The organism is Rhizobium sp. N621 (assembly GCF_001664325.1).
GTDB lineage: Bacteria > Pseudomonadota > Alphaproteobacteria > Rhizobiales > Rhizobiaceae > Rhizobium > Rhizobium esperanzae.
Genome location: NZ_CP013497.1, coordinates 215,925 through 230,968, shown reverse-complemented (window position 1 = coordinate 230,968; position 15,044 = coordinate 215,925). Strand labels below are relative to the sequence as shown.

At 59.2% G+C, this 15,044-nt stretch carries 11 protein-coding genes; 6 read left to right on the top strand and 5 right to left on the bottom strand.

What is annotated here, in order from left to right; translation table 11 throughout:
• The first annotated feature begins 45 nt into the window (after positions 1 to 45).
• Entirely contained in the window at positions 46 to 1,281 is a 1,236-nt protein-coding gene (locus AMK00_RS23690; protein ID WP_064811993.1) for a CapA family protein, read from the top strand.
• Between the two features lie 67 nt (positions 1,282 to 1,348).
• Here the strand turns inward: AMK00_RS23690 and AMK00_RS23685 are convergent, their stop codons facing one another.
• From AMK00_RS23685 to AMK00_RS23670, 4 genes are all read right to left on the bottom strand, one after another.
• Positions 1,349 to 1,834 (bottom strand): helix-turn-helix domain-containing protein, encoded by a 486-nt coding sequence (locus AMK00_RS23685; protein WP_064812015.1) that lies wholly within the window; start codon positions 1,832 to 1,834, stop codon positions 1,349 to 1,351.
• A 380-nt stretch (positions 1,835 to 2,214) separates the two neighbouring features.
• Complete coding sequence (locus AMK00_RS23680; protein WP_010004793.1) at positions 2,215 to 3,621, bottom strand: hypothetical protein; 1,407 nt, start codon at positions 3,619 to 3,621, stop codon at positions 2,215 to 2,217.
• A gap of 2 nt (positions 3,622 to 3,623) precedes the next feature.
• Complete coding sequence (locus AMK00_RS23675; protein WP_064811992.1) at positions 3,624 to 4,880, bottom strand: MFS transporter; 1,257 nt, start codon at positions 4,878 to 4,880, stop codon at positions 3,624 to 3,626.
• A gap of 71 nt (positions 4,881 to 4,951) precedes the next feature.
• On the bottom strand, positions 4,952 to 5,803 hold the full coding sequence (locus AMK00_RS23670; RefSeq protein ID WP_210289346.1) for a helix-turn-helix domain-containing protein: 852 nt from the start codon (positions 5,801 to 5,803) through the stop codon (positions 4,952 to 4,954).
• A 289-nt stretch (positions 5,804 to 6,092) separates the two neighbouring features.
• On the opposite strand from AMK00_RS23670, the gene AMK00_RS23665 reads away from it, so the two are divergent.
• Positions 6,093 to 7,106: a class I SAM-dependent methyltransferase gene (locus AMK00_RS23665; protein ID WP_010007887.1), complete on the top strand. Its 1,014-nt coding sequence runs from the start codon at positions 6,093 to 6,095 to the stop codon at positions 7,104 to 7,106.
• A gap of 67 nt (positions 7,107 to 7,173) precedes the next feature.
• Entirely contained in the window at positions 7,174 to 7,641 is a 468-nt protein-coding gene (rctB, locus tag AMK00_RS23660; RefSeq protein ID WP_064811990.1) for an SMa0974 family conjugal transfer regulator, read from the top strand.
• 103 nt (positions 7,642 to 7,744) lie between these two features.
• On the opposite strand, the gene traA is transcribed toward rctB, so the two are convergent.
• Positions 7,745 to 12,442 carry a Ti-type conjugative transfer relaxase TraA gene (gene traA / locus AMK00_RS23655; protein ID WP_064811989.1) on the bottom strand — a complete coding sequence of 1,566 codons (4,698 nt, stop codon included), beginning with the start codon at positions 12,440 to 12,442 and terminating at the stop codon, positions 7,745 to 7,747.
• Positions 12,443 to 12,615: 173 nt separating this feature from the next.
• Between traA and AMK00_RS23650 the strand changes: the two genes are divergently transcribed.
• Genes AMK00_RS23650 through traG form a run of 3 tightly spaced genes read left to right on the top strand, consistent with a single transcriptional unit; the run spans position 12,616 to position 15,042 of the window.
• A complete protein-coding gene (locus AMK00_RS23650) occupies positions 12,616 to 12,903 on the top strand; it encodes a TraC family protein (RefSeq protein WP_004676102.1) in 288 nt (95 codons plus the stop codon).
• On the top strand, positions 12,893 to 13,132 hold the full coding sequence (locus AMK00_RS23645) for a conjugal transfer protein TraD (protein WP_009983795.1): 240 nt from the start codon (positions 12,893 to 12,895) through the stop codon (positions 13,130 to 13,132). Before AMK00_RS23650 ends, AMK00_RS23645 begins: the two co-directional genes overlap by 11 nt.
• Positions 13,123 to 15,042 carry a Ti-type conjugative transfer system protein TraG gene (gene traG, locus AMK00_RS23640; RefSeq protein ID WP_064811988.1) on the top strand — a complete coding sequence of 640 codons (1,920 nt, stop codon included), beginning with the start codon at positions 13,123 to 13,125 and terminating at the stop codon, positions 15,040 to 15,042. Before AMK00_RS23645 ends, traG begins: the two co-directional genes overlap by 10 nt.
• Positions 15,043 to 15,044: the final 2 nt, after the last annotated feature.

Here is a 15,044-nt window from a genome sequence, read left to right as displayed (position 1 = left end):
TAGCGCGTGAGCAGTCGGCAGTCCCAAAGATCGAAGGTAGACCATATGTCCGCACCCTTTTCCATTGCTGTCACCGGCCAGTCGCTCATCCGTCATGATCTTCGAGCGATCGGCGATCCACGGCTCGCTGAGATCGCCGAGGTCCTCAAAGCAAGCGATGTTGCCTTCACCAATCTCGAGACGACTATCTATGGTCGTCATGGTGGATGGCCGCTCAAAGGCAGCTATTTCGGCGCTGCAGCGCCGGATGTCTTGGCGGCCTTGAAGGAGCTCGGTTTCAATAGCCTGGCTCTGGCAAACAACCATGCTTTCGATCTTGGACCGCCGGGGATCCTCTCGACGCTGGAGGAGGTTGCGGCACACAATTTCCTGCATGCCGGCATCGGCCACAACAAGCATCACGCTTCCACCGCACAGAAAATGACGTTCGGATCCCGAAATGTTGCGCTGATTGCCATGGACGCTGGGCCAGGCCCGTCTTTCATGTACGCTGAGGACGCAACTGCGGGCAGGATAGCAAGGCCCGGCATCAATAGTCTGAAAGTCTCCAGGGTATTTGACTTGGAAGCGGGAACATTCGACTTGCTTCGCTCCATCCAGGAGCGTCTTCTAAGTTCGCCCTTGGAGCGCGCGAATTATGCCCAGCCGGAAGATCCGCCTGATCTTCATGGCCAAGACGAAATCGATTTCTACGGAACCGTGTTTTGCAGATCAGAAGAGACAGCTCGCCGCATTGTGGTGGACCGGCACAGCGCCTGGGCTCACCTTTCCGCGATTGCGGAAGAAGCGGGCCGCGACACATTCGTCATCGTGTATTTGCATCATCACCATTGGGAGCCGAACTGGCAACAAGTCCCCGCCTGGGTCCGGGAATTCGCGCACGATTGCGTGAACGCGGGCGCTGGCCTCTTTGTCAGCCATGGCGCTCCGGTCCTTCAAGCGGCTGAGATATATCGCAGTACGCCAATTTTCTACGGCCTTGGCAACTTCCTCTTCCATACGGAAAAGGACGAACAGGAATGGAGCCCGCCGGAAGTGTGGAGGAGCGTCATCGCGACCTGCAATTTTGGATCTAGCGGACAGCTGGAAAATGTACGCTTGCGTCCGATTGTGATCGGTGGAACCGACGCATTATCGAATCCTGCACGCGATCGCCTCCCCTTCCCTGTGCTCGCCGATGGCAGAGTGGCGGCAGACATCCTTGACGATCTTGCCGACCGCAGTGCCGGTTTTGGCACTGTGCTTGACCGAGAGAAGAACGTTGGCCAGATCGCTTTTTAGAACCTGAAGTATGCGACGAGAACTTTACGAACGCTGACCAATTTGGGGCCGCGCTCTTGTTGTCTTTTCATGGGGAAACGTCCTTGTGTTCTTCCATCTCTTCATCGACAATCGAGCTGACGAGGGCAACGACCCGGCTGCGCACACGCGGGGAAAGGAGCAAAACGTCGTCTATCAGACGCCGTCCCTCCGCCGTGGAAATGTAGGCAATCTTCTCATCGATCTCTGTTATGAATTGCTGGCCCTGAAGGGTTTCGGGATCTGGAAGGCCCTCGAAAAACCTCGAAACAGGGATCTTGAGGCAATTGGCAAGCTCGTAGAGCATCGAAGCGCTGACGCGGTTCTTGCCGCTTTCATATTTTTGCACCTGCTGCAAGCTCACCCCGATGCCGGCGCCAAGATCCCCTAAGGATACATTCGACTGCATTCGACGGATACGGATTTGCTGTCCGACATGCCGATCGACCGGATGCACCGACTCGCGTGCAACATTCGACAGTTCGGCTTGCGCAGGCCTCGAAGTCCGGACCTGGGCTGCTGCATGGCGCTTCATGGTGGTCACCCCGATGGCGAGTTTCACGCGGTGCGCCCCCGCGGAATAACTCGCTCAACCCACTGATCGGGGAGTTAGAACACCGTACGAGACGGCCCTATGGCCTTTAGTTCCGAGGAACCTGGACATACGCCACAGGCTCCTCGACCGAAGGTCAAGGAGTGTGGTGCCGAATCGGCCGGCACCAACCGCTCGTAGGGGGTTCTAATCCCCAAGGCAGCGCGTACTGCCTCGCTGCCAAACTTAGTTGAAATCCGCCCGCCGCGCAACCGAATTCTTTACAAGATTCAATAGCTTCGCTTTACGCGCGGACACTTGTCTCAAAAGCGAGAGGTCACGCTTCGGGCGGTAAAGTGGTCAGAAAATCAAAGGAGGTGCGATCAGCGGAACGCCCATTGCGAGGATTGTCTGCCCACTCTCCCGGAGGAATAGGCTACCGCAAGCTCCGCCCATAGGGGGTCCTGGGTGAAGCTGGAAAGGGGCCCGCAAGCGTCGATAATGCTCATCTTGCCGAACTGCCCGAGAAGCGTTTCAATTCCCCCACGGCTAAAAGCATTCAACAGCGAAAATGGCTCGCACGGCGAGGAGATGATGCGATGGCCCCAAACCCCCGGCCGTTCGTCCTTTGACAGTGCGTTGAGAAGCTGTGTGTCACGATGGTTGTTCCTCAACGCCTCGCAGAATGCCCAGCGCATCAACGGATAATAGATCGTATGCCGACTTCCACCCAGGACACGCACGCCAGGCAGGATCGACGTTACGATGAACATCAGCAGAAGGTTCGGAACGATCCGGCCAGTTCTCAGGGCCTCCACAAGACTTGGCGGCGAGAATTCAACACAGACATCATCTGTCTCCTTCGACCGGAGGACCCTGCCATCCAGCCAAAGTGGAAAAAGCCGCCCTTCAATGCAGCCCCAGAAAAAATGCGTCGAGTTTTTCAGCCAGCCTCGCCAAGCCGTGTCAGCGAGTTGATCGATGAAATGGATGAGGCGCATCGCGAATGCTCGGTCCTCGATCAACGAGGCTCGCAGCCAGGACCGGCCATCGGAAAGGTGGTCCGCGACCAGATCGGCAACGTCGCTATCATCAAGCTGAAGAAAGTCCACCTGGCTCTCAGAATACCGCTTCCAGAGGCAAAGATTTGCCGCTTTGATCGCCTCTGCCGCCGACTGGAATTCGCCAAGAGGCAAAAGGTCTCGCAAGTAGGAAATTGCCTCCGAGTCATCACCGGGCCTGTCGACGTTTTGAAGATGGAATCTGTAGCAGCCGTTTCTGCCAAGAATGCTGTAGGGGATCATTTTGCTGCGCGACAGGCCGAAGACATTGACTGCATCGCCATCGACGTGGAGCCAGGCCGGACCCTTGCGACCGCGTTCTACGAACTTCACTGTCGAGCAAGCGTAGGAGATATAGGATGTCCTGCCATGCGCGCGAAGTCCCATCAGGGAGAACAGATGGGTGTAAAATGCGTCAGGCTCGATCAACAGGTGGAGGTGGGGGCCACACTGCAGCACCGGAGCGACTTCGATTTCGGTTTGAAAGCGCGTCACGGCCCCTGCTGAATAACCCTGACGTTGCGCGACGGCCGCCACGCGTGACCGCAATAGAGACATTGCCTGGCTTCGCGCGACGCACCCCGATTGATCCGATCCAACCGAGAAAGCCGCCTTTGCGTAGTCGTTCAGCGATGCCTGCTCAAACTGACGCAACCAAGGGAATAATTCAAAAATGAGGGCCAACACCTCACCTTTTGAAACCAGGTCGCTATTGGGCGACGTCTCCATCCTCAGACGAACCGGCTTTCCGCCGGCGCTCCCCGATCCATGTTAAAGTAAAAGAAGAGCGCGACGGTCACCATCAGCGCCCCGAAGAGGCCGAAAATCCCCGAAGGTGGAATTGCGTCTCCGATCGTCCCGATGATGCCATACGCAAGAAGCCCTATCGAAACACAGATCGTGTGGATCTGGCTTCGCGCCCGCCCCAACATGTCAATTGAAACGGTCGATTGAACCCGTACATCGATCAGGATCCGCGTGACATTGTAGCAGAAGCCAAGCAACACCAGTTGAACGAGCCCGGACAAAAAGCTCTGGAAAACCGGAAAGCCCAACAGAACAATGCCAGCGAGCGCCGACTGGAAGAGGATGCTTTGTCGTCGCGAACGCGCCCTTCTGAGAAGAAGGGTTGAACAGCCCGCAATCGAACCGAGGGCCCAGCCTGCCTCGAGATAACCGAACTCTAGCGCCGACCCCTTGAGTTCGCGCGTGACATATACGGCGCCCAATACACTCACAAGCATGCCCATCGCATAGGTCAACGCATACATGACGGCGATGGTCTTCAGTGGGTGAACAACGAAGGTCGTCGGCAACAGATCCATCCGACGAATGCTCTTTGCCTGCAAATCCGATCGAGAACGAGAAGGCGGCTGCCGGCCGAGCAGTGCCAGCAGCCCCAACAGTGATAGGCAGAAAAAGGCGGAAGGCAGGATCGACGTCAGATTCATCCCGATGGCGGTTAAGCTGTACCCGGTGACGATAGCGGCGATGAGATTGCCCGCCTGCATCGCAATATAAGACGCCGAATTGAATGAAGTGAGGTTCTTAGGACGCACGATGTCTGGAATGATGGCCTGCAGCGCAGTCGAATAGGTTCTGTCGATGAACGCGAAGATGGTCCACGATAGGCAAAGAACACCAAGTGGGTCACCGAACGAGAGACCAATGCCCGTTGAAAATATGAGGATCAACCTTGATAAATCGCAAGCGACACAGACGAAGCGACGATCAAATCGATCAACTAGAACGCCGCCAACGTTGCTGGTGAGCAACTCGGCGGCACTGCCGAGCGCCAAAAGGATAGCTATAGCGCTCGCGCTCTTGCTGACATCTGTCGCAACCCATGCCGCCAGCACGAAGTAGACATTCCGGCCAGTGGCCGACGCCAGAACACAGAAGAGATAGATGCCGCGAGAGGCATAACACCCTATGCCGCTGCTTTTTGTTGCGCCCACTTCATCCACACTCCCTACTGGCAGGTTCATGGGGACATGCTATTCTTCTGAAGAGCTGGCGGCTTTCACGAATTTGATATTATCTCTAGTTCAGAACCAGGCTACTCCTTCCAGAGCGCCCGGTACTCGGCAGGGGAAAATCCCGTCTCTCGGCGAAATCTGGTCGAGAGGTGGCTCCCGCTGGAGTAGCCACAGGCGATGGCGATCTCGGTCACGCTGATCGCAGTCGTGCGGAGAAGGTCGGTCACGCGTTCAAGACGGCGTTGGTTATAGAAGCCATAGGGCGTCGAGCCTTGCGACTGCTTGAAAGCGCGGGAAAAATGCTCGTAGGTCAATCCCGCCTCTTCAGCCAGAGCGCGCACGCTTGGAGGTCGATCGATGTGAGCTTCAATCCGCCCTATCACGCGCTTGAGAACGGTAGGCGACAATCCTCCTCGAGACAATCTGCCAGATGTGCCGGAGCGGCGCTGCAGAAGTCCGAAGATGGCCGCGAGATGCCCTTCCACGATCACACTCCCCATGGAATCGTCGTGTGAAAGTTCTCCGGCAATCTGCCGCGCCAAGCATTGGATCGGCAGATCTCTAAATCCAAGCTCCGGACGCAAGGTGCCGACGCGCGGCAGCTTAGTCGTGAGGTTTGAAAAAAAATCCTGCGTCACGGTTATCATAAGATAACAACCCTCAGCATCCCCTTCATCCCAACCGCTCCAATGGCAACCGGGCGGAATGTAAACAAGCGAGCCGTCTGGACGCGGACTGAACTCGACTTTTCGTCCGTCCAGAAAGTTTTCCCCGGATGCCGCCGTACCCCTTATGTTGAGGAAGATCAGGTGGTCATCCGCGACAACGTCGATAACCTGTCGCCCGAGACTGCGCCGGCGAACGACATCAGCGCGGGCATGGCTCCAAAGGCCTTGCTGGTGAAGGATGATCTCCCCTTGTGACTTCTTCATCCTCTCGGGGTGAATTGATGGAATGATCCCCACTCGAAAGCTGCTCCCCTGAAAAACCGGTGTGGTAGCGACCCTACCTCACCCCAAGTTGTCAACAAGCCAGGCTTTAACCTCAGGTCGAATTTCATGTCAATTTCATGAAAACCAATCAAAATCGTGGATGCGAAAACATGACGTTCGCGATCATCTTCTGCCGACATCATCGCTGACGGCACAATCTTTTCGGGATGCGCGATTTCCCTCCTGAATCCCAAAAACGCGATGGTGCGAGAGAAAGGCAGGCTTTCGCATGCGTGAATTTGCCGACTTCATTGAGGAGTGCGACCGTGCCCCTCGCCTTAACGAGCTTTCTGAGTTTTTTTCGACCACCGCATCCGGTGAGGCCGGAATGCCTATCCGTCCGCCCGAGCTCGATCGCCGCTTGTTCCCAGTGGACATGACGTTCAGGCGCTTTTCAGCCCTTCATCCGCTGCGCCGAGGTCCATTCGATAAGCACTACTTGAGCAGCATACCCTACCGCCTCGAAGAGGAGTGCCGCATAGGCGGCGCGATCCTCAAATACGCGCGGGCCAGAAAGGGTCAACTGCAACTCTACACGCTAGGTACAGCCGAGGGGACGATGGCTCGTGTGATCGGCGAACTTGGCAAGGGCAGGATAGAAACGCTGTCATGCAGTCCCAACGTCGAAAACCTTAGAAGCTTCTATGCCTATGGCGTTCCTCCTCATGCCATGTTTTTTCACGGACCATTTCATCATTTGACATCGCAAAGGGTCCAAGAAGACGTGAAGCTCCGAAAGTTTGGCAGCGGTTTCGATATCATCCTCGAGGACACGACTTTCCAGATGTATTCGCCAAATCGCTTCGATCAGATCCGTTTCGTCTCGCAGCATCTCAAGACCAACGGGCTCTTCATGTTCGTCGAGAAGTTCAGGCATGAAGACGACGAGGAATATCGGCGGCGGGAACGCCAGAAGGACCATAGCTTCAAAGCTCGCTTCTTCAGCGCGTCAGATATTCGCGCGAAGGAAGAGACGGTGCTGACGCGAATGGATCGAAACGAAGTCACCCTTTCGGAGATGAGCGAAACACTACGCCGGTTCTTTGGACACTCATTCGTCACCTGGAACAGCGGCAATTTCTACACGCTTGTCTCCAGCAACAGTCAGCAGAATCTCGACCTATTCCTATCGAAGCTGTCCCCACCCGCGATTCCGGCAGAATATGTCTATGCGGACCTTCCCTACCGCCTTTATCCGGAATCCGAGGCAAGGCGGCTATCGGGGCGATCCTGGACCCTTTAGCGATTCCTCATCTTCACCGTCGCGTGAGCGCAACTGCGTCACGTCTTCACGAACAGGCAGGAACAGCATGAAGAAATCGATTGGCGAAGTCCGTCACTTCGTTGAGCTGAGCCCGCCGTGCAACGCGCATCTGGTCCTGCCACGGGCGCCATCATTCGCGGGTGAGGAAGATGTTCCAAAGTGCGTGCACGTCGCCGAAGCGTGTGTCGCAATCTCGCGCACGCAGCACGTTGCCGACAAGATCTGCACGCAAATCGAGGACTTCTACCAATCCCTCGTCTCCGTGGGACCTGACAGACTTCTAGCTTTCGAAGGTGGAGGCGCGATCATAAGGCCGACCAGTGAAAGCCTGTTCTTCACGGTTTCAGCGCGAGACCTCGTCACTTTCTGTGGCATCCGCGCGCTGCTGGAAGCAGGCTTGTTTCTGGCCACGTCCGTGTCCGAGGGGGCTATAGAGTGGCTTCACGCAGACAGCACGCGATCTGGTGAAACCTGCAATCGCCTCTACAACGACCGTTGCGGAACGGATGCATAATTTCGTCCGCTTCGCCACCCAAAGAAAGATCGATCTTCGGACAATCGGGTGATGGTGCTTTTTCAATCAACCATACATTTGTCCGCTTTCTTTTTCCCGACCCTCAGAGGTTGATGCCGCGACTGCGGTTGGCGGTCTGTTGGCGCCGCTCCACTATGATCTGCTCGCTGCTCTGCAGGCGGACAGTCTGCTGCAGGACCTTCAGCCGCTCCTGCATCGCCGCGAAAGCTCCGCGCTGCGCCGGTGGCACTACGTTGGCGATATCCTTATCGCCTCGGACGAGGGCATTGCGACCAAAGCGCTCGTCGAGCGCTCGGCTGACAGCGGCAAACTCCCGGCCAATGCCCGGATCGAGGGAAGCGGCGGAAACATTCAGCTTCCTGCTGTCCTTGCTCACCTCGACCGTCAGGTGCGCCAACGCCTCTTCCGCAGCTTTCGAAAGAGCTGGAATGGCAACCGCCATGCGCCGCCGTTCGTCCGTGATAGCCTGGCGTTCTGAGTTGAGCGCATTGGCGTAGGCCGCACCGAGCGCGCGCAGACGCGCTGCAGCTTCCGGCACGGTCCGCGTCGCCTCTTTCCGCTCTCGGCCGGAGGCCAGCATCCGGTCCATCAGGCGATCCGAACCACGCAAGGCGCCATAGGCGGCAGGATTGTTGGTCACCGCGGCTCCAATGCGCTCGGCGGCAAAACCTTTCTGGAGAAGTTCCTCGATCTTGCCGACGACTTCAGCCGGATCGCGCCAGATTGTCGTTGCCGCGTTCGCCAGTGCCGCACGCTGCTGACGGTAGAGAGGCGAAGCAAGAGCCCGAGATCGCGCCTCGTCGTCAACGGGGACCTTGAACTCGGTGACGGCGGCGAGCATCGGGGGAATGGGAACGTTCTCCTTCCCCACCCCCTTCTCCGTCCCTGTCCTCAGATCGACACTGGCGCCGGCAACGATCTTTGAGCGATCCCGACGTTCGGCGAGGTGCTGCTCTTCCGCAAAGCGTCGCACGGCTTCGAACAAGCGGGTCAGCTTTCCGCGCCGTTCATCCGTGAGGTCCTCCGGCATGCGCTCGACAATGTTGCGTTCAGCGATCGCATCCGCCTTCGCGCTAAATGCGCTCCAGCCAAAGCGGGCCGTCAAAGCTTCGCTCACCGCCTTGATCTCCTGCACCACCGATCGATCCTTGGCGGTAAGCGCAAAGGCCGTCTTGTAGGCATCGTCCCCGCCCTGGCGGCGCACCGCCTCGATTTCCATAAGACGTGCCATGGCGCGTTCGGAGAGCGCCGGGATCGACAATGACATATGCGCGCGGCGCGTCTGCTCGCGCAGTTCGAACCGTTCGGCGTTCCTGCGGAACTCGGTTGCATGGGCACGGGCTATCGGAAGCAGTTCCTTCACGCCCGCAACAGCGACATTGCGCTCTTCACGCGCCGCGCGTCCGTCGACGATCAGCTCGGAACCACGCATCCGGCCAAGCCGACCAGGGGCTACGGCAAGGTCGTCGGCGAGCCTGCGGGGTGCGACCCCGATATCCGACGCCAGTGCATTCAGGGAGACGAGCGCTGCATCCGGATCCCGGTAGATCTTCTGCAGCAGCGGCCGCAGGATCACCTCCCGCTCCGTCCAGGCCGGCGACGCAAGCTGCGCCAACCGCGCATCCTCCTCGACGCTGCTGACAAAGGACGTGGCCGGCGGGATCAGATAGCGTGTTTCAGCAGCACTTGCGCCCGAGACGGAGTGGGATGCAGTTCGCGCGTCACTGGACGTCGCTTCGACCATCGTCTGGCTCCGCTCTTCATTGTAGGCGACCCGCCGTTCCCGCTCGATGGCAAAGCCGAGCGCCACGCTTGCCCTCTCCCAGAGCTTCGCCACCTGCTCCCTCTTCTCGGCAATCCACGCCCAGCGCCGGGTAAGGCTTTCCTCCATCTCGGCGGCGGCAAGCGAGAGATGATCGAGCCCGCGGCGCCGGGCGAAGTCGTTAGCGTGTGCGCGGTAACTGGCCTCGCTCTCAAAATCGAGCGTCGTCGTCTTGGCACCGGAGCGCGACAAGCGTTCGACGAGCGGATTGAAGAGTTCCGACCGATGACTTTCCCGCTCGATGCGCTCCTGTCGTGCGCTAGCGGTCTCGACCTGACTGGCTGTCCAGACGTTGCGATCGACCTCCCTCTCCTCGTAATGCTTGTGACCTGTCTTCTCGTCGACAACGGTAATCTGGACCTTGACCCGCTCGACACCATCCTTTCTGAGCATCACGGTGTCGCCTTCCTGGATGCCGGCCTCCTCGAGTGCCTTCGGCAGGCTCACGCCCCAAAGCCGATGGACGGTTCCGCCGTCGGCCCTGACGTCGGCATAAGGGCTGTCGTCGGCATCCTCGTCATCAGGCCGGAATTTGGCTTCGCCGGTTTCGACAAGCTCGCCGGTGACACCCGCGGCATGATCGACACGCGGCTTGCGTCCCCATTCAGGTTTTGCCGCAAAATCTTCTTTGGCCGCATAAAGATCGACGCGGTCGCGATGCCTCGTCATCGACACATAGGTCAGATGCTGGTCCATCATCCCGGTTGCCAGCACGAAGGTGCGATCGACGGTAGCACCCTGCGATTTGTGGATCGTTGCGGCATAGCCGTGATCGACATGGCGATAGCTGTCCTCGCTGAAGACGAGCTTGCGGCCGTTGTCGAGCAGAATCGAAAGCAGCGGATCTCCACGCTTGTCGCCGGTGGAAACGACGGTGCCGAGCATGCCGTTCTTCACATACTGTGGCCCGGAGTGCTTGGCGCGCGGCTCAAGGAAGCGGGCGTTCTCCAGGAAGATGATCCGATCGCCGGCGGCAAATTCCCGTGCGCCCCGCTCACTCCGGAAGCTTCGGCTTTCGCCAAGCGCTCCCTCCTGCGTCATCACCGATCGCAGCGCCTCGTTCAACTTGCGAACATCGTCGTTGGTGTGGGCGAGCACCAGCAGTTCATCACCGCGAAGGCGGCCATCCCCGCCCTCAGACGTTGATCGCTCTATTGCCTCTCTGCGCGCAGCAGCCCAGTCGGAGACGATGCGATCGATCGTTTCCTCGCGTGACCCTGCCTCGACCAGATGGCCATGCCGGGCATAGGCGTCGAGGCCCTTCTCGACCTCGCCGCGGGCAAACAGCCGCGAGGCATTACGTGCCCAGGCCTCACGCTGGCGGCGCACGCCGGCAAGCTCGGCAAAGCCGATGCGTTCGGTAATTGCCCGGAAGGCAGCACCGGCCTGGATCGGCTGCAGCTGCATCGCATCGCCGACCAGCACGACCTTTACCTCAGCCTCCTCGGCAATCTTCAGCACGCGGGCCATCTGCTGCGAGGCCACCATGCCGGCCTCGTCGATCACCAGCACATCACCGCGATGGAGCGTATCGCGGCCATTGGCCCAGGCCAGTTCCCAGGAGGCAAGTGTCCGCGACTTGATGCCGGAACTGTGTTGCAGCCCTTCTGCGGCCTTGCCGGCAAGGGCTGCACCGATCACCCTGTGTCCCTCGCCCTCCCAGGCAAGACGTGCGGCAGCAAGCAGCGTCGATTTGCCGGCGCCGGCAAGGCCTACAATAGCGGCAATGTCACCGTCACCGGTGACATGACGGACAGCATCGACCTGCTCTGCATCGAGCCGGAACGGAGTTTTGGGATCGCCGCTCTCGATGCTCTCCACGCGTTCGATCGCCACCGTCACAATCCGCTCGGAAACACCGAAGCCGCGGCGCTCCGACAAAACCCGCGCCGACTGCGCCATGTCGTATTCGATGCGCAGCATCTCCCGCGTCGTAAACATCGCGGGCTCCGACACCTTTCCTGTCTCTGCCTCGATCTCCTGCGGCTTCAGTATGACCAGCTGGTCCGACGCCATCAGCCTGGCGCGGATGTTGGCAAAATCGGTGGGATCGTCGACATAACGATGCAGCGCCCTGGCGATGTCGCGCTCGTCGAAGGTAGAGCGTTCATTGCCGAGCTGCTTCAGCAAAAGCTCCGGCTCTGCCAGCAGCCGATCGGCCATCTCCTGGCGGCGGGCGAGATCGGCCGGCGCGAAGTGGAGCTCCCTGCCCTTCCTCGCCAGCGCCGCCTTCTCCGGCCCGAGATGTTTTTGCGCGATGCCGTCGAGGCCCTGTTCGGCATAGGAGCGGCCATCGAGGCGGATGTCATGGTCGGCAAGGGCCAGGTGCCGGTTGGCCGTTTCCGCCCAGGCGATCTTCCAGGCGTTCAATGTTTCTTTATCGCCGGCCCAGACTTTGTAGACGATCTTGCCGTTCGGGCGGTCCGGCGTGACGACACGCAGCGGCTTGCCACCCTCACCAAGCACTGGAACCTTCTTTGCCCCGAACCCCTCCTCCGTCAGCGGCCGGAGCGTCGTCATCAGGTGGATGTGCGGGTTGCCGTCCTTGTCGTGATAGACCCAGTCGGCGATCATTCCTTTCGAGGTGAGATTGTCGCGGACGAAATCGCGCACCAGCGTGATATTCTCGGCCCGCGTCAGCTCCTCCGGCAGCGCGATGATCAGTTCGCGGGCGAGCTGCGCATCTGCCCGCGTCTCGAAGGCGTCAACGGCATTCCAAAACACTTCGCTGGCCTTGCTGACGGACTGACCTGATATCGCCGACCGCAGCCAATCCGGGATCTCATCCGGCAGCGCCAGTTCCTCATACATCAGTTCGCCCGCCCCACCGCGATAGCTGAACGACGTTCCCGCCTGCTCGTCCATCATCCGGGCGCGGTGGCGATAGGCGGCAGCCGAGACGATGCTGCGTCCCGATCCCCTGCTGATCACCTGCGCTCTGACGAACATGATCGCCACTGGCGTCTCCAGACTGGCCCAAGCACGTCGCGACAGCGACGTATATTGCGCCCTCAAACAGATCGGACCGAAGGGCCGATGCCGCTTTTCCGGTTGCACGGTAGCGCATTTTACTGTTTTATTCTAGTTAGTATAATCGCACCTTCGACATCAAAGCAGAAAAGGAACCAGGAATGGCGACAAAATCATCGATTTCCGATCTCGACGCCCAGATCGAAAAGCTGCGCGAACGCAAACGATTGTTGATAGTTAAATCGGCCGAGCGGTTTGCCCGCGCCGCGACCAGAACCGGGCTGGCGGAGATGGAGATCGCCGACGAGGAGGTCGATCGGATCATCGAGGAAATCGCCGCGCGATTTCGGAAGGGGGAAAGGAAAGGCGCCGCTGGCCCCACTCCTCAAACGCGTCGACCAGCAGATAGCGGCGCTGGAGCGCAGGGGCAGGTTCCAAATGACGGCTGACCGCAAGCGCGACACGCGCGAAAAGATCCTGCTCGGCGGGATCGTCGTCAAAGCCGGGCTATCGAAGGCGGATCGGGCGTTCCTGCTCGGCGGCCTCATAGAAATGGCAAGGCTCGTCCCAGGCTCCATCGAGCATCGGCGGCTGCGCGATATCGGCGAAGAGGCTTTCAAGGTCTCCTCTCTGAGGAACGGTTCATCGCATCTCGAGGAGAAAGTAAGATGGGCCTAAGAGGGAAACCGCATCCGAGCCTGTTACTCGTTTTGGTACCGATCGCCGTCACCACGATCACAATCTACATTGTTGGCTGGCGATGGCCGGGACTCGCCGCCGGCATGTCCGGGAAGATAGAACACTGGTTCCTGCGCGCAGCACCTGTGCCGCCTCTACTGTTCGGACCTCTTGCCGGACTTCTGACAGTTTGGGCCTTGCCGCTGCATCGGCGAAGGCCGGTCGCCATGGCAAGCCTTTTGTATTTTCTCGGTGTTGCCGCGTTCTATGCGCTGCGCGAATTCGGCCGGCTTGCACCTGCTGTGCAGGCCGAAGTGATCACATGGGATCGAGCGCTGTCCTATCTTGATATGGTCGCAGTCATCGCCGCCGTCGCCGGCTTCATGGCAGTGGCGATGTCGGCCCGCATCTCCGTCGTCGTCCCAGATGAAATAAAACGTGCCCGGCGTGGAATATTTGGAGATGCCGATTGGCTGCCCATGAGGGCAGCAGGAAAACTGTTTCCGCCGGAAGGGGAAATCGTCGTCGGTGAGCGCTATCGGGTCGACAAGGAAATCGTCCATGCGCTTCCCTTCGATGCAAACGATCGTAGCACCTGGGGACAGGGCGGGAAGGCGCCATTGCTCACCTACAGACAGGACTTCGATTCCACCCATATGCTGTTTTTCGCGGGATCGGGCGGATACAAGACCACCAGCAACGTCGTCCCGACGGCGCTGCGCTATAGCGGGCCGTTGATCTGCCTCGATCCCTCCACCGAGGTCGCACCAATGGTGGCCGAACACCGAGCCCGCGCCCTCAAGCGCGAGGTCATGGTGCTCGATCCGACGAACCCGATCATGGGCTTCAACGTGCTCGACGGGATCGAAGCATCCAAGCAAAAGGAAGAGGACATCGTCGGCATTGCCCATATGCTGCTGTCGGAAAGCCTTCGCTTCGAAAGCTCGACGGGATCCTACTTCCAGAACCAGGCGCACAACCTCCTGACCGGTCTGCTCGCCCATGTGATGCTCTCGCCCGAATATGAGGGCCGGCGAAGCTTGCGCAGTCTCCGCCAGATCGTTTCGGAACCGGAGCCCTCGGTGCTCGCTATGCTGCGCGACATTCAGGAGCATTCCGCTTCGGCCTTCATCCGCGAAACGCTCGGCGTCTTCACCAACATGACGGAGCAGACGTTTTCGGGCGTCTATTCCACAGCATCGAAGGATACCCAGTGGCTGTCGCTCGACAGCTATGCCGCGCTCGTCTGCGGCAATGCCTTCAAATCGAGTGATATCGTTTCGGGCAAGAAGGACGTCTTCCTCAACATCCCCGCATCGATCCTGCGCTCCTATCCGGGCATCGCTCGTGTGATCATCGGCTCGCTCATCAACGCCATGGTGCAGGCCGACGGCGCCTTCCAGCGCCGGGCGCTGTTCATGCTCGATGAGGTCGATCTGCTCGGCTACATGAGGGTGCTCGAGGAGGCGCGCGACCGCGGCCGCAAGTACGGCATCTCGATGATGTTGATGTACCAGTCGGTCGGGCAGTTGGAGCGGCATTTCGGGAAGGATGGCGCGACGTCATGGATCGATGGCTGCGCTTTCGCCTCCTACGCAGCGATCAAGGCGCTCGACACGGCGCGCAACGTCTCTGCGCAATGTGGCGAGATGACGGTGGAGGTGAAGGGCAGTTCCCGCAACATCGGCTGGGACACGAAGAACAATGCATCCAGGAGATCCGAGAACGTCACCTTCCAGCGCCGGCCGCTGATCATGCCGCACGAGATCACCCAGTCGATGAGGAAGGACGAGCAGATCATCATCGTCCAGGGGCATAGTCCGATCCGCTGCGGTCGGGCGATCTACTTCCGGCGAAAGGAGATGGATCAGGCAGCTAAGGTCAATCGTTTCGTCAAACCCGTGCTATGATC

Coding starts and splice junctions, on each gene's coding strand:
- AMK00_RS23690 (WP_064811993.1), top strand. CDS start 46: ATGTCCGCACCCTTTTCCATTGCTGTCACCGGCCAGTCGCTCATCCGT.
- AMK00_RS23685 (WP_064812015.1), bottom strand. CDS start 1,834: ATGAAGCGCCATGCAGCAGCCCAGGTCCGGACTTCGAGGCCTGCGCAA.
- AMK00_RS23680 (WP_010004793.1), bottom strand. CDS start 3,621: ATGGAGACGTCGCCCAATAGCGACCTGGTTTCAAAAGGTGAGGTGTTG.
- AMK00_RS23675 (WP_064811992.1), bottom strand. CDS start 4,880: ATGAACCTGCCAGTAGGGAGTGTGGATGAAGTGGGCGCAACAAAAAGC.
- AMK00_RS23670 (WP_210289346.1), bottom strand. CDS start 5,803: ATGAAGAAGTCACAAGGGGAGATCATCCTTCACCAGCAAGGCCTTTGG.
- AMK00_RS23665 (WP_010007887.1), top strand. CDS start 6,093: ATGCGTGAATTTGCCGACTTCATTGAGGAGTGCGACCGTGCCCCTCGC.
- rctB (WP_064811990.1), top strand. CDS start 7,174: ATGAAGAAATCGATTGGCGAAGTCCGTCACTTCGTTGAGCTGAGCCCG.
- AMK00_RS23650 (WP_004676102.1), top strand. CDS start 12,616: ATGGCGACAAAATCATCGATTTCCGATCTCGACGCCCAGATCGAAAAG.
- AMK00_RS23645 (WP_009983795.1), top strand. CDS start 12,893: ATGACGGCTGACCGCAAGCGCGACACGCGCGAAAAGATCCTGCTCGGC.
- traG (WP_064811988.1), top strand. CDS start 13,123: ATGGGCCTAAGAGGGAAACCGCATCCGAGCCTGTTACTCGTTTTGGTA.